Below are 20,736 nucleotides of genomic sequence, written 5' to 3' on the forward strand. Positions count from 1 at the left end.
GCAGCGCCTCCTAGCCCAGGCTGATGCGTTCGGCATCGGCACGGATATCTTCGTCCGCCGTTACCAGCGTCTGCCTGGCGTGCAAGCGGCCCAGGCCGCTCGCGGTCATCAGCCAGGTCTCGCACCGCCCAACCACATGGCGTGCCGACTGCAGCAGGCTGCCCAGCACGTTAAAGGTCAGGTCGCGGGCCGATAGCGTGAGCCGGCCCGCAGCGGTCAGATCGGCCTCGTCAGCCGTGATCAACGCCAGCCGCCGCTCGCCACACAGGGTCAGTTCGGGCGAAGCAATGGTCAGGCGCGGAATGCCCGCCACTTCTATGCAGGCTTCGCCGGCATCCATCCGCGACAGGACATGCAGCACCCAGCGCTCGCCCCCACTCGCCGCCAGGTAAAGCACACGGTCTCCCGACTGGGGCGCCAGCAGGCAGGACAGCGCCGTACGGGCTGCGCAACCGTCATCCAGCAAAAGCCGGCCACCACCTAGCGACAGTGCCACCACGGCTTCGCTGTAGTTGACCTGCTGCTGCATGACAGGCTCGGGGAGGGGGCGTTTTGTCGTCATCATGCTGACTCCAGGCTCAACACAGGTTGTTCGGCCGCCAGCAATGCCTGGTCGGTCTGATAAGCCAGCGCAGTGCGTGCGCCGGTAAAGTCGCAGTCGTCGAACACGGCCCCATGCAACCTGACCCGGTCAAAACCGCAATGGCTGAAGTTGCTGCGGTTGCAGCGGGCATGGTCAAACCGGCCGTAATCGAAATGCACGCCATGCAGGTCGCAATCCGTCAGGCGGGCGTGATCCCACACCGACTGCGCCAATGCAGCACCGCTGAAGTCGCAGCCATTTAATACGGCGCGGACAAACAGGGCCGACTGAAGCTGGCTGTCGGTAAACCGGCAAGCATTCAGCTGTGCTTCGAGAAAGAGTGCATGGCCGGCCTGTGCCTGATTGAAACAGGCCTGATCCAGGCGGCTACCGTGGAAATTGGTGGCGGTCAGGTCGGTGCCGCTGAAATCAGTACTGCCAAAATCCACGCCATCAAAATTGCATCGCGGCAACACCAAGCCCGCCAGCTTCTGGTTCAGCAGGTTGCTGCCGATAAAGGCCACGGTGTCAGCCTGTAAGCCACCCAGCAAGGCATCTGCCAGGTTCAAGCCGGTCAACGCGCACTGCAGCAGGCGCGCATCGGTCAAATCCAACTGTGCGGTGATGCTGCCGGCAAACGCACAACGCTTTAGCCCCACCGCCGCAAAGCAGGCTTGCTGCAGGCCACACTGCAGCCAGTTGCTGACTTCCAGGCAGGCGCCCCGCCAGTCGCTGCCAGCCATGGTGCATTTCACCCAGGCGGCATTGGTGGTGCGGGCATCGTTCCACTGGGTGTGGTCGAGCTGGCAATCAATAAAGGCGGCGCCATCGAGCTTGGCACCGCGCAGATCGGCGCCGCGCAGATCGCATTGCACCCAGCGGCTATTGCTCAGGTCGGCATCGCGCAGATCTGCCGCTGGCAAGCCGCAGCGGTGCCAGGTCAGGTCAGCCAGCTGGCTGCCAGCTGCAGACCACTGCGACGCAGTGGCATCCTGTACCGGCCGGCCCAGACGTGTGGCCCGGTCGATCGCATCGCGCAAGGGGTTCATACGGCCTCCCTCTGCGCGACGGTCGCCTTGAGCCTATGCTGCACACGCCGCCAGCTGGCGGGGTCGAAATCCGCATTGTCGAGGCGGGCATCGGTGAAGTCGGCATCGTCCAACGTGGCTTGGCGCAGACTGGCGCGGCGCAGGTCTGCGCCCCTGAAGCTGGCCTTGCGGCAGATGGATTGCAGCAGATTGGCGCCGCGCAGTTCGCTGTCGGTGAGGTCGGCATCCTGCAACAGGCACCGCGCCAGCAGGCTATCCACCAGACAGGTCCGATGGAAGTTGCCTGCTGCCAGGTCGCAATCGATCAGGCGTACCTTGCGCAGGCTGGCATCCTGCCAGTTGATGCCACGCCAACCGCTACCGCTGCTATATAAGCCATCACCGCGCAGGCCCAGCGCACTGGCGCCCATGGCGGCGCAGCGCAATACCACGGCCTTGCGCCAGTCACTGCCATCCAGCCTGGCGTTGAGCAGTACCGTCTTTTCCAGGCGGGCTTCGCGGAAGTCGGTTTCACGCAGATCGGCCTTGAGCAACAGGCATTGCATCAGGCTGGCGCCTTGCCAGTCGCTGCCCCCGGCGCGTATATCCGTCAGCAAGGTGCGGGCGATCACGGCTTTGGTCAGCTTGCTGCCTTGCAGCATGGCCTCGTTGAGCTGCACGTCCTCCAGCACAGCGCCCGTGAAGTCGGCACCATGGAAATCTGCCTTGGGGGCAAGCACCTTGCGCAGGCTGGCGCCCGCCAAGTTGGCGCCCGCAGCGTGGCAGGCGGCCATGCCGGCTTCGTCCAGCAAGGCGCCACTCAGGTCGGCCTGCTCCAGATGACAGCCAACCAGGCTGGCGCCGCGCAGATCGGCCTGGGCCAGTATGGCACCCCGCAGATTGGCAGACTCGAAACAAACCTGGCGCAGGTCGGCTCCACGAAAATCCATCCCCGCCAGATTGGCGCCGCGCAAATCCCGGCCGGCCAGCGCAACACCACCCTTGCGCCATTGGCGTATCTGTTCACCCAGCCATTTCGCCAGGTCGTCGGCCAGCGGTGGTTCAGCCGGCGCAGGCAGCAGGCGCATAGCCTGGCGCTGCAGGGCGGGTAGCTTTCCCAGATCGGTAATCAGTTTGGCGCGTTCTTCGCTGGACAGCGGTTTGCCCGCTTCGGCCGCCAATTGCAAGGCGTGATCCAGCTGTGCCACGTTGGCATCATCACCGCCCACCAAGTCCCAGGCCGGCTGGGCGGCGCGGCTGTAGTGGCGCTCACGCGTTTCCGCAGCATCCGGTAGCGGGCTGGGGGCCATGCCAGCAACCTTTTCGGCAGCCTCAGCCAGTTTTGCCTCGCCATCTTGCTGGGCTTGTTGTGCCATCGCAGTGATACCAGACAACCAGGCGCCAAGGTCAACCTCGCCTTCTTGAAGCGAGGGGTAGTCGATGTCCATGGGTGAGGCCTTGATCCTGGGCGGGACATAATCGGACGGGGGCTGGGTGCCGATCTGTTGCCAGACATCTGCCAGGTGGGCATCCAGCCGAGCCTGCTGTTTCTCCTGGCGCTCGGTTTGCCGCTGGGTGGCTGCGATCGCTCGCGCGGCTTGCACGTCTGCCGGCAGGGCAGGGGCCAGCTGTGCTTCGTTCATGGCATGCAATACGGCGGTGGCTTCGTCGCTACGCAGTTGCATCACTTCGGCGTAATGGGTCTGGGCCTTGGGGGCTGCGAGCGCCTCATACCCCACCATAACGGCATCGATATCCAGGCCATCAGGGTCGGCTACCGGCGCGCTGCCGTGATAGATGCAGACCCCCAGCATGGCCTCGGGCAGCAGCCAGACGGTATCGAGCGACATGGCCACTTCGCGTATTTCACTGCTGGCTTTTTCCCTCACATAAGCGCGGGCGGCGAAACCGGGCAACTGGCCTTCTATCTTGGGTTGGCTAGGGTGCAGATGGTCGAGGCTGTAGTGCTCGTCACCGCGCCAGGGGCCTTCGTTCCATTGATCCGTTGGTGCCACCTGGAAGAAGCGGGCATCGAGATCCCTTGCCAGTCCTGGCGCATCCTCCAGCAGCCATTGCTCATCATAGCTACCCACCCATTGCGCCCGTGCCGGGAGAGTTTGCTCCAAGGGGCCCAGCAAGGCGGGCACCAACTTGCGCACATGGCTATCCACCGGCACCTGCGCCAGCTCGATATTGGGCATGGGACCTTCGTTGGTACCTATCCAGCCTGCAAGGCGGTTACCGGTATAGCCGGCGCCGACGGGGTTGTCTGCATGCTTGGGGCCGCCAAAGGCCTTCTCTGCCAGCAAGGGCATGCAAGTGAAGGGTTGCGGCTCGCTGATGCGGTACCAAGGCCCGTAATACCAACGCCTGTCGCCCCAGACGCGCAGCTGCTTCTCGACCTCGCCCAGGCGCATGCTGGCTACCAGGCTGCTTACAGGTTCACCGGCAGGCGCATAGGCGTTTCCTGCCAATAGCAGCTCGCCGTGGGGCTTGGGATGGATCTCATCCAGGGGCTTGCCGGGCGGCAATGCCTTCAGCAGCAAGGGCCATTGCTCGGCTTCGGGCAAAAAGCGGTGGGATGCTTCCCCCAGCCGGAAGAAGCCTATTGCAGCGACGGCCAGCCGGTGACCACCATGTTGCCGCCAGGGGCGGGTGAGCAGACCCAGGCTAAGTGGCTTGATGGTCTTCATAGAATCATCTTCAAGGCAGAGATCAGCGAGATTTCCATACCGCTGATGTCGTATTTCATGACCGGCATTTCAGATTGAAACAAAATGCCAGGCCCACTGACCTTGACCGTGGCGTTCTCGCCAACGATATCAACGGTGTTGCGTGCACCCACGCTGGAGGCTTCGGTGGCGACCCCGGTCACGCTGATGCGCATGCTGGCACCCGTCGCGCTCAGATCCATGCTGGCGCCAACGGCGCTATTGGTCGAACTGGCCCCTGTCAGGTGTATCTGCAGGCTGGCGCCGGTCAGGGTGTTCTGGTTGCTGGCCCCAGTTACACTATTGCTATTGCTTATCCCTACGGCCTCATTGCTGTTGCTGACGCCGATGGCACTGCTGTTGCTGCGTATATCTATGGTCTCGGTGGACGTACTGGTGGCATTGATGGTGGTCTTGTTGGTGACATTACCGTTGTGCGTGTTCTCGGTGTAGGCCGTATCGTCTACGGTTGTGTAGCTTTCGGTCTTGTCATGGCGGGCGCGGTTGTAGCTGATGCCATAGTCCACAATATTGGACGACACCTTGCCGGTACTACGCCCGAAGCTGGAACCGAAAGACTCATCCACACGCAGCAGATCGCTGGTTGGCCCATATGAGCCATAGGTCGTCGACAGGTCCTGCGTGGCATCCGGCGCGGTCGATTCTGCAGTGGACAAGCCATAGTTGGCGCCCTGGCCGTAGCTGGTTTCGCGGAACTTGCCGGTGGCGTAGGCCTTGGTCACCACATCGACTGCCTTGCTCAGGTCTGCTGTGGAGCTGGCGCCAAAGCTGATGTTCTGGCCATCGCCGTAGCGCGTGCCATAGCTGCTACCCACATTGGTGCTAGCGATCCAAGTGGAAGGTGTCACCGTGGTATTGCCACAGCTCGACACGATCTGCTGCAGCTCTGGCAGCTCGGATTCATCATTGGAGCGTCCGACGATGACCTGCGCGCCTATCTCGGGCACGGTCTGCATATGTGCTGCCAGTTTGACCCAGCGGCGGGTGCCGGCCGTATCCGTGGCCAGGCAGACAAAGGCACCCACTGCCTGCAGTTCGGCCTGGTCTTCCGATTCCTTGTCGCTGTAGCTGCTGCGGCCTGGATCGAAGTCGCTTTTCTTGAGGAAACGCCAGTCCGTCGGAGGGGTGACGCTTTCGGCATGGCCGACGACAACTGCAAGCACCGAGCCTTGCTGGGTGTCCGCCAGCGAGAAAGCCGACACCAGGCCTTCGGCCTCGGTGGCCTCGAAGCGATTCTTGTAGCTACCATCCAGGCTGGCCTCGTGCTCCACCTTGGTCAGCACGAACTGGCGCAGATTCAGGCTGGGGCGTACCGGCATGGGCGAGCCTTCCATGACGTCTTCGGTCATGGTGAAGCGAAAGCCGGCCCGGAACATCGGGCAGAAACTTTGACCACTAAGCTGGCTGGCGCCGCTGCGGCTGGCCTGCTCGGTCAGGCTGGCAAAATGCTCGGCGGCAGAACGGCTGCTACCGTACTGGAAAATCTTGTGCTGCCGGAACACCCGCCCGGCATCCGACGCATCGGGCTTGGCGGCATTGAAGCCATAGATGCCAGCGCAGCCATCCACCTGCCAGGCCTCGTCCTGACGGGTGAATACGGTATGCACAGCGCTGATCTGCAGGCTTTGCTGATAGCGGTAGTCGCCGATCACATCAAACTGCGACAGGCCACCCTCGGTATCATCGGTAAAGGTGTAGCGTAGCTTCCGGCCAGGTAGCGCCTCGGGGTATTCTGGCCGGTTGGCCAGGACCAGCGTGTGACTGCGTGCGGTGTGTTTGAAATAGAAGTAGAGATGGGCCTTGCCCATCAGGCGGCGCAGGAAGTCGTAATCCGACTCGCCTACCTGCAGCCAGTCCTGGGTACGTGCCAGCGCTAGTCCGCCAACGGCACTGACATCGACGTCGATATGGTGATAACCCAGCACCGCCAGCAAGGTATCGCTGATGTTGCTGTCCTGGTACAAGGTATAGCGATTGGCCAGGGTCAACAGCCAGAGAGCGGGCCGCACAGTCAGTTGGTATATGCCGGGCGCACTCATGGCGAAGGCGGCTACGATGCCGTTGAACAGGGCCAGCCCATCGCTTGCGCCCCCGGCTATCGCCTTGGCAAAACGCTCGCTGGATGCCTCGATGGCAGTCGGGTCCTGAACCTGCTCTGGCATGGGCAATCCCACACCAAAGGTAACGGCCTTGCCTATCAGCTGGTCAAAGCGCAACTCACGCCCCGGCTTGCCGCTATTGCCACGCAGTTCCAGCTGGTATTCAAAGGGCTCGGATACCTGGTCCTGCCCGGTAAAGCTGACCAGGCGGAATGTCTCGTCGCCGATGATGTCCTGGCTGTCCAGGAATATGGCGCAATGCAGGTACAGGGCTGTGTGCTCGACACTGCCTACATCGGTGATGCCGATGCGGTCTTCTGGCGCATTCATGCGGCACCTCCTGCAGCAGGAAAGGCACGAACGATACAACGCGCCTGGTGCTGGTTTCGATCACCACCTGCCAGCCAGGCTGTCTGTCCCAGCCGCATGCCCCAATAGCCTTCGCCAGTCGGGCCGGGTTGCCAGGCTTGCCGGGTGAGGCGCGAAGGTACGTCTTGAGTGCTCTCAAGGCGTAGGCAAACCAGCGCATCCTGCCGACGCGCCAGCAGAAAACGTATCAGTTCGGCCAGCTGGCGGTGGCGATAGCCATGGCCGCTACGCCGCCGAGATACCAGCAGGGCGTAACGTGGTGCCTCCACGCGCTGATAGGCAAGCCCGCGGCAGGTGCGGCCATTGGGCAGTAGTTTGCAGGCAGCGGCATAGGGCAGGGGGCCGATCTCCAGTGCAATCCGCGCTGCAGGCAGCCAGGCGCGATCACCCAGGCGGGTCGTTTGCCCCAGCGTAAAGGCGCGGCGGCCCAGCAGGGTCTGGTCTTCTTCTGGCCGTGTTCGCCATGCACCTTGCAGGGGAATCAGGTGAACCGGTGCGCCGAGATAGCGCGACAGCACCCGCGTCAGCACCGGCGTGCTGCGACGCGGGTCGGCCAGCAGGCCGGCCATGCTGAGCCACGCCCGCCGGGGCAATACCATCTGTTCAGCCAAGCCAGGCGCTGCCATGCCCATGATGGCCGCCAGCATATGGGCATGCGGGGTGTCCTGGGGGGCCTGCAGGTTAAGCCCCATGCGATAGGTGGCCTTCAGCCTGTAGCGCAGGCTGTTGATGCGCTGATTGAACAGGTCCAGAAAGCGAGCCATGATCTCATCGCCATTGCGGATGCGTTCCAGCATCTGCTCCACCAGCCGCTCCGGCAGCGGGCCGGCATACCCCGCCAGGACGTAATTACCTGTCTGCAGCATGGTGCGGCCATCTGCCATGGTGTCGATCTGGCGCACCTCGTGGCCCGGGAACGCCGCGCCCAGATTGGCCTGGAAGGCCAGGTGCCTATCCATCAGCTCGGGTTGCGCGCCCCGCTCGGCCAGCAGCAGCCGCACCAGTTGGTAGAAGTCGAAGCGACTCGCCTCGCTGCGTACCGACTCGCTCAGAGGACGACTTGTTCGCCAGCCATGGGTGGCCATGTTTTCAGCTTTCCTTTGACGTCATGGGTTTCCAGGCTCAACTCCGTCAGCATATTGACGCTGGCGAACAGGGCGAAGAAGCGGCGTAATACGGCGGCAAACAGCACTGGGCTACAGCCTTCGAAGCGCTGCCTGTCTATCTTGATGGTGATATGCAAGCCCTCGACCATATGGCGATAGCCGTCCCGGTTGAAGGCGCGGACGATGGGTTCGGTGCTCAATCCGCTCAGGCTGTCTATCTGCTTGGCACCCAGCAGGGTGGCTCGCCCCAGGTGGAGTCGCAGCATGCTCTTGAGAGCGCCCAGCCCCTGGGCATTGCCTGTCAGCGGTAGATGGTTGAGTAACAATTGCGATATCAGCGCCCAGGGTTGTTTGCCCAGCAGTACCGGTGACTGGTGTGGCGTGGGCTTGGATGCCACCTGGGCAGCCTTGACCGGCCCCGAACCTTCCAGCGTGAGCTTGTCGCCGGCACAGAGTTGCTCGGCCAGCCGGCGATTGGTGCATAGCGCACGCCCACCTATGGTCTCGTCACTAGGACGCTGCAGGTCAAAGCCCATATCCAGAAAGGACACATAGGTTTCGGTACCCGGTACGCTACGAACCGTGCTCTCATCCCGACGGGTAACGTAGAAGTAATCCTGTTGCTCCAGCCGGTCGAAGCCATCCAGGGCGAAGTAGGGCGACAAGGGCCTGGGCGGTTCGCCGGGCCGGATGGCCGTGAGGGTTTCGATGCGGTAGATCTCGGTGTGGCGGTGCTGGGCCAGGTCGGCACTGAGTCGATACTCATAGCGGGAATGGTCCAGCGCCAAGGGCTCGATACGCTGGGGGAACAGATTGACCAGTGGGGCGCAATTCAGGCGCAATGAGCGCGGACCGGGGTCCAGGCTCTTGTCCACCGTGCTCTTGAGCAGCAACAACAGCTCAGCCTCCTGGCCGGCACCAGCAAAGTCCAGTCCGCTCAGCTCGAAGAACAAGAATTTCTCGGGGAAGGCGAAATATTCCTGTACCAGGCGGTAGCCGGGATGCGTGACCATATCGGTCGCTACTGCGGCTTCGCTGTCGTCAAAACCCAGCCAGCGCAGGGCGTCAGCACCCTGCCGGCGCAATTGCTGGCTGCCATCCAGGGTGGCAATCCCGGCCAGCTGCAGGCTGAGCAGCTCATACAGGCGCCAGCATGCCGGGTTTTCGATATCGAGATAGAACCGCAACTTCGACAGCGCCAGGGCTGCCAGCGGATGCTGCCCGGTGGTGCGCAGCCGTAGCTTCAATACCGAATGCACGGCAGGGTCGTTGCTGAGTCCATCAAACGCCGTGGTGGATATCTGCCTGACCTCGACGATCTCCAGCGGCACCAGGGGGATGTCGAAACAGGCGCTCATGCGGCAGCGCACATGGCGTCCCGCCTCGTCACGCGCCAGGGCATGAAACTCGCGGCCGCGCTCCAGCCGCACTGCCTGGGCATAGTTGGCATCTGGCCTGGGTGTCAGCTCGGCCACCAATAGGCTGGGTATGGGCGCTTCCAGGTGCGGGTAGAGCTGGGCCATCAGCGCATTGGGCAGCTGGCTGGCATCGCGATCCAGTTGGTGGCGCAGCCGGCCAGCCAGGAAGGCGAAGGACTGCATCAGTAGCTCGACATGCGGGTCGCCCGACTTGCCTTGACCCAGGGCCAAGGCCTGCGCGGTTGCCGGGTAGTCCTGGCCAAAGGTCACTGCCTGCTCGCGCAGCTGACCCAATTCGGACTCAAAGTAGTCGCGGAAGCTGAGACTGCGGTCCATCACACCGCTCCTTGTCCGCACAAGCCCGTGCCCGGCCGGGTCAGCGGCTTTGCAGTGGCAGGCAAGATCAGTGCAGGTGTCATGGCACGCATCCAGACTAAGAGTTGAAATCAGTCGTTCTTGCCGGCACGGTTATGCGCAGGCGGTCCATCACATCATCCCGGCGGCAGGGGGCGTGCTGCTGCCCGTCGCTGGCAATTTGGCTAGCCACCGCCATCGCGTTCAAACCGTAGCTCGGGCCCCTCCGGCAGATCGCGCAGCATGGCGGTCACGCCGATACGGAACGGGTGCCGTGGCTGCCTGGTGGGTAGTAGCTCTACCTTCACCCCAATCAGCCGGGGTTCGTGTAGTTCTATCAACTTGCGCAGGCGCTCGGCATAGTGCTGCAGCAAGGGGCCACCCGCGGGCAGAGACAGCGGGTCGGGCATGCTGATGTCCAGCAAGCCCGTCCCTTGCTGCTCGGCCAGCCATTCGCGGCAACCCACCAGCCAATCGAGCTGGTACAGAATGGCCTTGCGCAGCGCCTCTTCGCCATGAGCTGCCAGGCTGTCGGGCCGAGCCACCAGTTTGTCGAAGAGGAACTGCACGGCATGCCTCCAGTGCCTACGGCGTGAATTCGCCAATGGGGCGATTGCGCGCCAGACTCCACCCTGCAGGCACCACACCTGCCGTCTTGGTGTCGGCCAACTGGACGGTGTATTTCCAGAGTATTTCGGTGAAGTTGAGCTTGAACTGCTCAGTGGGCATGTCATCCGGATTCGACTGGAACTGGATTTCGCTGATCATGGCGTCACGCAATGCCATGGTCAGTATGTTCGCCGTCTTGTCGCCGGAGTTACGGCAGATGTAGATCATCGTCGGCTGATCCTTACCTGCGCCCAGGGGTTTGGCGCGCAGGCAGAGATCGAAGAACTTGACCGACAGCTTGTCGACGTACTTGACGCAGGTGAACTCGGTGATGATGGGGCGGCCTGAGGTGCGCGCAGAGTTGGAGACATCCGTCGTCATCTGCTGCTTCATGCCTTGGTGTACCGATACCAGCTCGATACAGGCCGTACCATCAAATGGGATATTGGGGGTGCCGCCAAAGGTTTGTACCGTGGCGTCACCACCCGTACCCCAGTCGGTGGTATTGATCAGGCTGCCACCCTTGTCCCAACTGTTAAGCCCGCCGTCACTGCCGGTAAAGAGCGTCTTGTCGCCCGGTTGCAAGAGAATCAGATCCATCGTGCTTTCCTTTCAGCATTCATTCGGGCTATTAGGCGGGTAGCTCGGCCACCAGGCGGATTGAGGTGGTCAATTCCTCAAGCTGGAAGTGCGGACGCAAGAAGAGCGTGGCGCGATAGCTGCCTGGCGAGCCTGGCACCTCGGTAACGCTGATCTTGGCAGCACTGAGCGGATAGGCTGCCTTGACTGCCTGGGCAGCGCTTTCGTCCAGCAACACATACTGGCTGACCCAGGTATTGAGGAAGGCCTCTACATTGCCCCGCGTGAGGAAACTGCCCACCTTCTCCCGCATGATCACCTTGACGTAATGAGCGAAGCGCGAGGCGGCCAGAATGTAGGGCAACATGGCCGATATCTGCGCATTACTATTGGCGAGGTCCGAGAGATACAGCTTGGGCTGATTGGTGGACTGCCCGCCAAAGAACGCCGCCTTGGCAGAACCCTTGCAATGGCAGATCGCCATGAAGCCAAGGTCATTCAGTTCTTTTTCGCGCCGGTCGGTAATCGCCACCTGGGTAGGGCAGATCATCTCCACATCGCCGTCATCGCTGGGGTAGGTGTAGACCGGCAAGCCTTCAACCAGACCGCCACCTTCTACCCCGCGTATTGCCGCAGTCCAGCCATAGATGGCAAAAGCATTGGTAATGCGCTCGGCCAGCACGAATGCCGGGTTGCCCCACAGGAACTTTGCCGAATCGGGCATCTTGACGGCTGCAGCTGGGTCGCGGCTGACATCTTCCTGGTAGTTGACGCCCTCGCAGGGTAGGGTATCGGGCCCATAAGGCAGGCGTATCAGCACGCGTGGTAGTGTCAGGGTGACATAGCGAGAGTCTTCGCTTTGCCGAAAGGCGCGCCAGTTAATGAGTTCGACGCTCTCAAATATCTTTTGCAGATCGCGAGGCTTGGCCAGGTTTTCAAAGCTTTCGAGATCGAACAGCTTGGCGTAGGCTGCCGCGATAAAGGGTGCATGGCCAGCAGCGGCGACCTCAGCGAGCTTGGACAGCAAAGTCATGTCATTGGGGTGGCGGCCAAACTCGTAGTCACCCACCAGCATGCTGTAGGGCGCGCCGCCGTAGGTGCCGTATTCGGCTTCATAGATTTTCTTGAATAGGCCGCTCTGATCAAACTCCACTGCCTTGGTCAGGTCATCCAGCAGGTCCTTCTTCGACGCATTCAGCACGCGCAGTTTGAGCATGGCGCCGGTTTCAGTGCGCGACACAAGATAGAACAAGCCGCGCCAGGTGGCTTCCAGCCGCTGGAAATTCTCGGCATGCATGATGGCATCGAGCTGCAGGCCCAGCGCGTGATCCACTTCCGCCACGCGGTCGTCTATCAGTGCTGCAGAACCCGTCAAAGGGGCGGCGCCTTTTTTCGCGGCGCGGGCTGTGGCGTCGGCCAGCAAGGTATCCAGCCTGGCGACAACATCCACAGCGAACTGGCCCATCAACTCCAGCAGGGTCGCGGTGGCGTCTGCATCCAGCGCTAGTCCACTGGAGCCAACCAGATCTGCCAGCTTGCCCGTAGGGGTGACTTTCGCCCAATCGTCCGGCTTGGCAGTGGCACTGAACAGGCCAACCAGTTCGGCACGGGCCGCTTTGCCGTCGTCGCTATCTGCAACGACCAGATCGAGATAGCGCGCCAGCCTGTCGGTGATTTCGGCTTTGGACTGCAGAAAACGTATGCGGGCGCGCCCTTCATACAGCGTGCGCATGTCATCGACCTGGTGTATCACCTTCACCGGCGTGAAGTCTTCCATATTGTTGAAAGACAGCGTGCCAGACAGCTTGGCGTCGGCAGGGGCGCCAGGCAGCAGATTGGGTACCTTGCCTATGGCCAGCTTGGGGGCAATGCTCTCCATGACCTTGTTGAAATTATCGCGATCAATCTCTGTGAGCTTGCGATCCTTGAGCGGGGGTAAGGGCTCGGCAAGAAAGTCGCCATTGAGCTCTGACAGGATGCCAACGATGAACGGCAGTTCCTTTTTCTCCAAGGCACCACCGGTCTCTACATCGTATGTGATGCGCACCCGCGGCGGGCGGACCCGCAATAGTTTGTCTTGAACACTTCCCAACATGGTTTGTCTGCTCCCTTTCTGAAGATCCGAACCGATCCGACGCAAGCGGCCATGGGGCAGATGGCAGTTCCATGCCATCGTTGCTGCGCCAATACCTAACGCGGTCCGCTTGATGTAGCCAAGGGTGCGAACCTCGCCGTGTAAGCGCCAGGGCAAGCCTTTGCGCTTGTGGGAGGCCTCTATATACAAGTCCCATGCCAGCAATACGAATTTCGTATTTGCTTGATTTGAAAGAGTATTTTTTTGATCTTCGCATGGCCTGGGTAAAGAATCACCCGCGGCATCCAAGGGCTGGGAGCAGCGAATGCAGATGGAGCTTGATCTGGGCGCATGGGTTGCATATGACCCGCCATGGGATCAAAACAACCCGCATTGCAAGAATCGGAGCGCAACTACCCTGCGGCGGTAAAACGGCTGGCCGCGTGGTAACCGAGGGGGAGGGGGGCGCCAGAATGGTTGGCGTGAATGATGGCGCTGAAGCCATCGATGCAGGCGGGGCAAGGGCCGCCGATGGCGACAGCCCTTGCAAAATCGGTGCGGCTGGCTACTGCTTGATGCCGTATTGCACGGTCACCACCACACGCGCCAGCTTGTCTATGGTCGATTTATCGTAAGCACCGCCATAGTCATCGTCGCTGCCACCGCCCTGTGCCGGCAGGATGTAAAAGGAGCCCTGGGTGGCAGATTTCATGGCGCCCACCGTCGCATCCCCAGTCTTGGCAAACTCGGTGGCCCGGTCGCGGGCATTGCGTGTAGCGCTGGCGATCAACGACATCTTCACTTCTTCGAGTTTGCTTACCAGGAACTCCGGGTCGCTAACCGAAACCGGCAGGCCACTTTCCTGCAGCATTACAATCTGGCCAGCGGCTTTCTCCACTGATTTCACGTCGTTGCTGCTCAAGAGCACCGTTTGCTCGGTGACATAGCCTTCCACCTCGGCAGTTTGCTGCTCTTTTTCATTCCGCTTATAGACGACTTGATAAGTTTGCCGGCCACTGCTCAACTGGGCGTCCTTGAAGCCCTGTTCCTTGAAGAAAGCCAGCAACTTGGGCTGATTGGCGCGCAAGTCGGCAAAAGCGTCCGGCAGCGTCCTTGCTTGGCCACGCACTACCACGGCCCAGCGGGCATGGTCGGCCTGCACGGTTTTCTCAGCCAGCCCTTTGACTGTGATTGATTGCTTATCGCCCGCAACGCGATCAAGCGCATAGCTCAATATGCCGGCGGACAATACCAAGCCTAAGGCGATGCTGACACCAAGTGCGAGGCCGCCACTGGCGGGGCGTTCGGATAGTGACAAGGGATGCTCCTCAAGCAAGATAACAGGTATGGGTGACACCGCGCTGCTGCGTGCTTGCTATGGACGCCCAATTGGGCGCACTCAGTCACTGCCGGGCAGGCGTGGTCACTGTAACGAATTATGCCGTCGGAATGATCGATTGAGCATTGGGCAATATTTGACTTGCCAAGGTGCAATGCTGGGGAGTGTGGGGGCAGGCTCTAAAGCCGCCTCGGCAGGCGCCAGATCAGGCGGCCGGCGATCTGGGTGCTTTCGAGCTGGCCCGACGCCTCAAGCTTGTGCAATGCCTTCTCGGTCAGCAGGGGGGGCGCCTCTTGATCGCCCCACTCAACCCACCAGCGGTGTATGCCTTCCAGGGTGTCCGCACTTTGTGGCCGTATGCCCAAGTAGCGCATGATCGAAGCCGCAATGGCCTCGATGCGTTCGTTATCGGTCATTCCTATTGTTCCGCTCTAGGCGCGGTGGAGCGTACCAACCGGCTACCGCATGACGTTTGTACCCGGCGCCCATGCACTGGCTGTCCCAAGGCTGATACACCATGTATCAGTTCAGCGCAAAATCGCCAAAATCGGCCTCGATTGTATACTTTTTAACCAGCTTGCCGAAGGCGCTTCTGTCCTTGCCGGCCAGCTTGGCGGCATCTGTAATCTTGCCGCCGGCCTGCGCCAATAGCTCGGCCACGTAGCGTCGCTCAAACTCGGCAATGGCCCGGGCTTTGGCATCTTTGAAGCTGCGGGCACAGACATCATCGCGCGTTGCAAAAGCCATGCGCCGGCGCGATTCTTCGCAGCGCAACTCGTCTCCATCACTCATCAGGAACTCGCGATGTATCACGTTTTCCAGTTCGCGCACGTTGCCAGGCCAACTGTACTGCTCAATAAACGCAATGGCGTCGGGGTGCAGTTTGCGCTCAGGGGTGCGGTACTGATGTCCGAGCCGGGTGATGAAGGTGTTTGCCAGCTCCAGTGCGTCGCCATGGCGTTCACGCAATGGCGGCAGGGTGACGCAGAGTACGTTTAATCGGTACAGCAAATCCTGCCGGAAGCGCTGTTGCTGCACCAGCACGCCCAGATCTGCATTGCTGGCCACCAATACCCTGACATCGGCTTGGCTGTAGCCCTTGCCGCCGACGCGCCGATACGATTTATCCTGCAGGAACCTCAGTAACGCGCCTTGTGCCTTTGCTGTCAGGGTGTCAATTTCATCGAGAAATAGCGTACCGCCTTCAGCTTCCCCCACCAGGCCCTGGCTGGATTTCTTGGCGTCGGTAAAGGCGCCGCGCTCGTGGCCGAATAATTCACTTTCAAACAAGGTGTCAGAAAGTGCGCCGCAATTGACCGGAATAAAGGGCTGGTCGCTGCGCGGCCCCAGATAGTGCAACGCACGGGCAGCCAATTCCTTGCCGGTGCCGCTTTCGCCGCCTATCAGGACTGTCGCATCTACGGGTGCCAAGCGATGAATAGTCTTTAGAGCATGCTGAAAGGCCGGCGAGCTGCCGACCAGGTTGAGCCTAGACGAAGATTGCACACTTTCCTCCTGATTCCCTGTTCCCGCTCTTGCGGGTTGTGTCGATTTGCGCAGGGTCATCAAAACCAGATGGCAGGCTCATGCGCGTTGGACTTTGCAACCGTTAAAGGACAAATAATCGGCGCTGTCAAACCGGATTTGAAAAAATACGGGTAATCGCGAACAGGTATCTCGCAGAGGTGCTGTCAATTTGCGCCTCGGCTGCGTAGCAAAGCAGATGCCCTCGATGCGTTTGCCCTTGTGGTGCCGAGCAACTAAGGTAAACACGCACTGTCGTGGCATTCATGGGATATCTCTGCTTGGGTATGGATCATCAAGCGAGGAAAACAACCCCATCAAGCAACGCCTGTATTGTAATGGCGTGCGGGGCGGGGCCAATCGATCGACGTAGGAGGAGCAGACATATGAACAGGAAAAAAGGCGGCTTCCCGGAAATATCTAATCCCAATCGCGGGGTCAAGGCACCTACCGGTAAGAAAGGCCCCGAGCTGGGGCTGGCCAAACAGCAGCAGCACCACAACCGACCCGAGTATGCCCAGCAGACCCAGCTACAGTCCGGCTTCATCATGCAAGGCATAGATCGCAAAGAGGCCAAGCGCATGGCCAAGGCCAAAATCAAAGAGGGGCAATGATGGCCACGCTACTCGGTGGAGCGTGACCGACTGCCTGCAGGATAGGCTCTCGCCTGAGTTGCAGTGGTTGATCAGTGTTTCGATCAACCACTGCAGCGGCCCTTACTTGGCCTCGAACTTCAGCGTATACGCCTTGCCATCCGTCTTGTGGGTCTGCTTGATGCCCATGGCCTTCAGTACCGTCGGCAAGATGTCCGCCGAGCGGAAGCCGGTTGTCGGCTTTTCACGCTTGATGTGCGCGGACCAGGCAAACATGGGGATGCGTTGCTCTTCTTCACCTATCCCGCCGTGATCGCCGCTCACCGAGTAGGTTGTGCCACCGCCGAGTATGCCAACCACATCCGCACTACCTTCCGCCGCCATGGTGTCCATCAATTCCTGACCATGGCGTTGCCACCATTGATGCTCACGCTTGGTCATCCGGCTGGCTGTCTTGGTGGCGGTGTCCAGCTTGTAGCGGCCGCCGTCTCGCCAGTAAGTGGCCACCACGCCTGGCAGGCCACGCATGATCTTGGCCATCTCCTGCTTCTTGGCGGGGCTGGTGTCCTTCAGCCAGGTGTTGACGGTGGTCGATTGGTAGCTAAATGCCACATTGCCGGTATCGATCAGGGGCTTGATGGCTGGAATCGGCTTGTCGAAGCCGCTACCGTTGACCACATCACCGAAGTACCAGTTGTTGTCGCTCACACCTGCAGCCTTGGAGCCGTGGAAGTTACCCCAACCGGCCACGGCGCCGTGATCAGCGGTCACCACGATCAGGGTTTCGTCGAGTTGCCCCAGTGCCTTGAGCTTATCCAGCAGGCGGCCCATCTGCTCATCGGCGAACTTGGCAACAACGGGCAGTTGAGTCTGCGCGGCAGGGCCGTCCAGAATGGTGGCTGGCTTGCCCGGCCCCCACATATGGCCTGATTTGTCTATCCCGCCAAAAGTCACCAGCATGCCGCTCCAGTTCTCTTTTTCGGCCATGGCGATGGCCACATCGGCCACCCAGGCGTCGCCGCCCAAGTGAGCGGGGTCGTTGCCAGGCACGAAGCGATTGCCATCCAGCGGGTAAAGCCAGCTGGGTGCTGCTGCCTTGGTACCGTAATCGTTATTCTTGTCCGAGTTCACGTAGAAGCGGCCACAGCGCGGCTCGCTCAGGTAGGTCGGAACATTGACCCCCGCCGGGCCACGCCACTGCCCGCCAAGATTGTCGCAGCCGGTCTCCTTGCTGAGATCCTTCATGCGGTCGGAAAAACGCACCGCGATATCAGCCGAGGGTGCGGCAATGGCTTCGACCGCGTAGTCCTTTTCACCCACCACCACGAACTTGCTGCCGGGCTGAGTGGCGTGCAGATAGTCTGCCAGCTTGGGGTAGCCGGCATGCTTCACCAGAATATTGAACTGCTCGCGGGTAAACGAGCCAGTCGTCCACATGGCGTTCTTGCCCTTGCCAAGCAGGTTCTCGCTGTCGCGGAATACCTCATCAGCCCAGCCCATGTTCTTGGGGAACTGGCCGCTGACCATCACGTTATGGCTGACAACCGTCTCGGAAGCGGCGTGGCCAAGATAGCCCTGAGCAAAGTGCACGCCACCATCACGCAGCTTACGCAAGTTGTCCATATTGAACTGATCAACGTATTCCGGCTTCATCTGATCGAACACCGCAATCAGTACTCGCTTGGGCTTCCAGTCTGGCTTGGCTGCGGCAACATCCGTCGCAGCGGTGGCAGTCAGGCTGCTGAAGCCAACGGCACAGGCAGCCAGGCTGCCAAATAGGGGGCGTAACATAGATATTCCTCTCTAATGATTATGGTGAGCGTGTTGCCAGCCGGTGTTCCGGCGCTGCTGCATGCCCATGCAAGCAGCAACAAGTATTGACCAAGAGTTGCCTCGCAGTACTGCAGCCCAAGTCATGGGCTCGCCCGGAGCGTGGTTCCTCCGGCCCTGAATCTTAACCGCCTTGCTCGGGCAGCAAGGCGTCCTGGCTGAATAAATTTGCTGTGACTGTCACGTAATATCGGTAAAATGTGACAGTCACAAATGGAGGGTGTATGGCCAAGCAAGTCGAAGACAGGATGACCATGGAGCTGCCGCTTGACGGCAAAGCCAAGGCAAAGGTAGGCCGTAAACCAATAGGCAGCAAGGCCATGACGGCTGCCGAGCGCAAGCGGCGGTCTCGCCAGAACTCCGCCACCCGATCGGTCGACTTTGATAAGTGGCTACTGGCCTACCTGAAGCCATTGGCAGAGGCTAGAAATGTGACTGTCACTCAATTGGTGTATTTGATGGCCAGCGGACTGAAGTCCGGCCGCTTCGGCATCGAGCCGTCAGAGGCGGAGATCAAGAATGTCAGAGAGATGTTCAAGTCCGGCCTGTGATGTGTAGCGCTTACAGGCCTATAGTTGGCGTCGTCAACTCTGCACCCATCATGCTCAGCCCGTCGCTAATCACGCGGTCGGCACGTTCGCCGGTGCACCCGTCGCCAGCATGGTTGCAGCCAGCCATAAAATGCCCATTGGCCTGGCCATCGGTGTGGTGCCCCTTTGTGGCGGCATGGTGAGCGGCTTCATGATTCCCGCGTCGGCCTGGTTTATTGCGCTCGATCTACTGCTTGCCTACCTGCCTCGGGCTTGGCTTGGTGTGCGTATAGGTGGCTCGGGTGTGACGATACCCTAGGTACAAATACCATGTGATGCCGCAGTGATCCGTGAGAAGGGCGCAGCAACGCGGTTGCCGATAGAGCTGCGATGCACCGTTAGGAGGGCATCCTTCAAACAGAGGATTCCCTTCAGATGATGCAGCTGTACAATTTTTTCGCAGCCTTGACGTCACTTTTCTCACAGAAAGGAAGCAAAATGAAAGCAATCATCAGGGCCGGCCTGGCAGTTGCCGCTGGCTTTATCTTGTGTGCGGGTGCTCAAGCGGCAACGCACAGCGTGTGGTCAGAAAAGCCCCTGGCGCTGACAGACCCGACCCTGGGCAGCTTTTCGCCGATCAGGGGTAATATGGCCACCACCTGGAACAGCAAAACCCGCTACGGCCATATGCATATCACGGCCCAGGCCAACCCGAATCTCACTTACGACTTCAATCTGATCAGCATCAGCAGCAGCCATGCCGACTACATTTCCGGTGTATGGGATATTTTCCGCAATGGTGTGCTGGTATGCAACGGCTGTATAGGTAAGGCCTATATTCTTAGTGCCCCAGTGGGTAACTACTTCAAAGTGTATATCGGTGACGAGAGCTGCGCTGCCGAGCGGTGGCATTACAGCGGCTATATTACGAATCGCTTTGATTTTTAAAAAGCATTCCCGTTTTGTCAATTGGCTGTGTGTGGGCTGGCAACGCATGATAAATACTTGCGTTGCTTGGCCATTTCATTGCGCCGCGACCGCAGCGGCTTGGCGTCAGTTATCGTGCTCGGCCTGGCGGGCAGGCTGCCGTACACACCTGGCTGACGGTATGTCTAGGCTGGGCCGAGCATCCGGTAACGCGATCAGGTGCCCCGGGCAATGTGATTATTACGGCTCTTGCAATCGAGGAATGACGTCGGAATGCATGAAAGGTATTGCTATCATGGCGCTCTGATTGATTGGCTTATTTAGCACCGAATAATCATATGGTTATGTAGTCTCCGGATGCTTGCCGATATGGGCGCCGGACGATGCTGGTTGAAAGCCGGTCAATTAAAACGACCAATGTCTGAAGAGGAGTAAGTAATGAAGTTAATCAAACGCAGCTTGTTGGCGCTGGCCGCACTGATGACAAGCGGCTTGGCCTGGGCTGACGCCTACGATCCTGCCACCAATCGCCTGACTGTGGATTCGGTGCAGGTGGGTGATACCGTTTACACCAATGTTGTGATTACGGTTGGGACGATACACAGCGTTGGTGGCTCGTACCCAGCCAATGCGCCCGTCACTGAAACCTGCAGCGTAAGCAACTTCACCAAGGCTAAGTTCGACGCCATTGCTGTGGGTATGCCGCTGGCGCAGGTGAGCCAGGTCATGGGTTGCAAGAACACCCCTAGCTCCACCCAGCGCGGCAGTAATCACGTGGTGTATGTTTGGAGAGCGGTAGGCGCCATGACTTACATCATGGTTTGGTTCGATGTCGACGGTGCGGTAGTAACTCGCCTGCATCCTGACCCTGTGATTCCGTTTAAGCAGGCGGTCGGTTTCTAACGCACCGTAGTGCCAGCCGGCAAGTAAGGCGCCTGACATCTGAAGAGAGATAAGAGTATTACAAGTCAAACGCAGCTTGCTGGCACTGATCGCACTGGTGACCAGCGCTCTAGTCTTGGCTGATGGCTGATGGCTGATG

18 protein-coding genes are annotated in these 20,736 nt (G+C 60.1%); 5 read left to right on the top strand and 13 right to left on the bottom strand.

What is annotated here, in order from left to right; translation table 11 throughout:
* Positions 1 to 10: 10 nt before the first annotated feature.
* The 12 genes from QQK16_RS08355 to QQK16_RS08415 all read right to left on the bottom strand — a co-directional run bounded on the left by QQK16_RS08355 (position 11) and on the right by QQK16_RS08415 (position 15,856).
* On the bottom strand, positions 11 to 565 hold the full coding sequence (locus tag QQK16_RS08355; RefSeq protein ID WP_284195993.1) for a DUF3540 domain-containing protein: 555 nt from the start codon (positions 563 to 565) through the stop codon (positions 11 to 13).
* Positions 562 to 1,632 carry a pentapeptide repeat-containing protein gene (locus QQK16_RS08360; protein ID WP_284195994.1) on the bottom strand — a complete coding sequence of 357 codons (1,071 nt, stop codon included), beginning with the start codon at positions 1,630 to 1,632 and terminating at the stop codon, positions 562 to 564. Before QQK16_RS08360 ends, QQK16_RS08355 begins: the two co-directional genes overlap by 4 nt.
* Entirely contained in the window at positions 1,629 to 4,304 is a 2,676-nt protein-coding gene (locus tag QQK16_RS08365) for a DUF2169 family type VI secretion system accessory protein (RefSeq protein WP_284195995.1), read from the bottom strand. Before QQK16_RS08365 ends, QQK16_RS08360 begins: the two co-directional genes overlap by 4 nt.
* On the bottom strand, positions 4,301 to 6,772 hold the full coding sequence (locus tag QQK16_RS08370; RefSeq protein WP_284195996.1) for a contractile injection system protein, VgrG/Pvc8 family: 2,472 nt from the start codon (positions 6,770 to 6,772) through the stop codon (positions 4,301 to 4,303). Before QQK16_RS08370 ends, QQK16_RS08365 begins: the two co-directional genes overlap by 4 nt.
* A complete protein-coding gene (tssG, locus tag QQK16_RS08375) occupies positions 6,769 to 7,896 on the bottom strand; it encodes a type VI secretion system baseplate subunit TssG (RefSeq protein ID WP_284195997.1) in 1,128 nt (375 codons plus the stop codon). Before tssG ends, QQK16_RS08370 begins: the two co-directional genes overlap by 4 nt.
* Complete coding sequence (gene tssF / locus QQK16_RS08380; protein WP_284195998.1) at positions 7,860 to 9,671, bottom strand: type VI secretion system baseplate subunit TssF; 1,812 nt, start codon at positions 9,669 to 9,671, stop codon at positions 7,860 to 7,862. The genes tssG and tssF overlap by 37 nt, the downstream gene beginning before the upstream one ends.
* Positions 9,672 to 9,874: 203 nt before the next feature.
* Positions 9,875 to 10,258: a hypothetical protein gene (locus QQK16_RS08385; protein WP_284195999.1), complete on the bottom strand. Its 384-nt coding sequence runs from the start codon at positions 10,256 to 10,258 to the stop codon at positions 9,875 to 9,877.
* Between the two features lie 16 nt (positions 10,259 to 10,274).
* Positions 10,275 to 10,898 (bottom strand): Hcp family type VI secretion system effector, encoded by a 624-nt coding sequence (locus tag QQK16_RS08390; protein ID WP_284196000.1) that lies wholly within the window; start codon positions 10,896 to 10,898, stop codon positions 10,275 to 10,277.
* Positions 10,899 to 10,929: 31 nt separating this feature from the next.
* Positions 10,930 to 12,972 carry a type VI secretion system contractile sheath large subunit gene (tssC, locus tag QQK16_RS08395; RefSeq protein WP_308447002.1) on the bottom strand — a complete coding sequence of 681 codons (2,043 nt, stop codon included), beginning with the start codon at positions 12,970 to 12,972 and terminating at the stop codon, positions 10,930 to 10,932.
* A 544-nt stretch (positions 12,973 to 13,516) separates the two neighbouring features.
* Positions 13,517 to 14,269, bottom strand: coding sequence for an SIMPL domain-containing protein (locus QQK16_RS08405; RefSeq protein ID WP_284196001.1), 753 nt, complete (start codon positions 14,267 to 14,269; stop codon positions 13,517 to 13,519).
* A 200-nt stretch (positions 14,270 to 14,469) separates the two neighbouring features.
* Positions 14,470 to 14,706 (bottom strand): hypothetical protein, encoded by a 237-nt coding sequence (locus QQK16_RS08410; protein WP_284196002.1) that lies wholly within the window; start codon positions 14,704 to 14,706, stop codon positions 14,470 to 14,472.
* A gap of 106 nt (positions 14,707 to 14,812) precedes the next feature.
* Entirely contained in the window at positions 14,813 to 15,856 is a 1,044-nt protein-coding gene (locus QQK16_RS08415) for a sigma-54 interaction domain-containing protein (RefSeq protein ID WP_284196003.1), read from the bottom strand.
* 344 nt (positions 15,857 to 16,200) lie between these two features.
* On the opposite strand from QQK16_RS08415, the gene QQK16_RS08420 reads away from it, so the two are divergent.
* On the top strand, positions 16,201 to 16,428 hold the full coding sequence (locus tag QQK16_RS08420; RefSeq protein WP_284196004.1) for a hypothetical protein: 228 nt from the start codon (positions 16,201 to 16,203) through the stop codon (positions 16,426 to 16,428).
* Positions 16,429 to 16,530: 102 nt separating this feature from the next.
* Here QQK16_RS08420 and QQK16_RS08425 read toward each other — a convergent pair whose 3' ends face one another.
* Positions 16,531 to 18,198: an alkaline phosphatase family protein gene (locus QQK16_RS08425; protein WP_284196005.1), complete on the bottom strand. Its 1,668-nt coding sequence runs from the start codon at positions 18,196 to 18,198 to the stop codon at positions 16,531 to 16,533.
* 263 nt (positions 18,199 to 18,461) lie between these two features.
* On the opposite strand from QQK16_RS08425, the gene QQK16_RS08430 reads away from it, so the two are divergent.
* The 4 genes from QQK16_RS08430 (at position 18,462) to QQK16_RS08445 (ending at position 20,597) form a co-directional block, all read left to right on the top strand.
* On the top strand, positions 18,462 to 18,788 hold the full coding sequence (locus tag QQK16_RS08430; protein WP_284196006.1) for a hypothetical protein: 327 nt from the start codon (positions 18,462 to 18,464) through the stop codon (positions 18,786 to 18,788).
* 130 nt (positions 18,789 to 18,918) lie between these two features.
* Positions 18,919 to 19,086 carry a hypothetical protein gene (locus tag QQK16_RS08435; protein WP_284196007.1) on the top strand — a complete coding sequence of 56 codons (168 nt, stop codon included), beginning with the start codon at positions 18,919 to 18,921 and terminating at the stop codon, positions 19,084 to 19,086.
* 116 nt (positions 19,087 to 19,202) lie between these two features.
* Entirely contained in the window at positions 19,203 to 19,715 is a 513-nt protein-coding gene (locus QQK16_RS08440; RefSeq protein WP_284196008.1) for a hypothetical protein, read from the top strand.
* 417 nt (positions 19,716 to 20,132) lie between these two features.
* Positions 20,133 to 20,597: a hypothetical protein gene (locus tag QQK16_RS08445; protein ID WP_284196009.1), complete on the top strand. Its 465-nt coding sequence runs from the start codon at positions 20,133 to 20,135 to the stop codon at positions 20,595 to 20,597.
* The last annotated feature ends 139 nt before the right edge of the window (positions 20,598 to 20,736 follow it).

The sequence above is a fragment of the Chitinimonas prasina genome (assembly GCF_030160395.1).
GTDB lineage: Bacteria > Pseudomonadota > Gammaproteobacteria > Burkholderiales > Chitinimonadaceae > Chitinimonas > Chitinimonas prasina.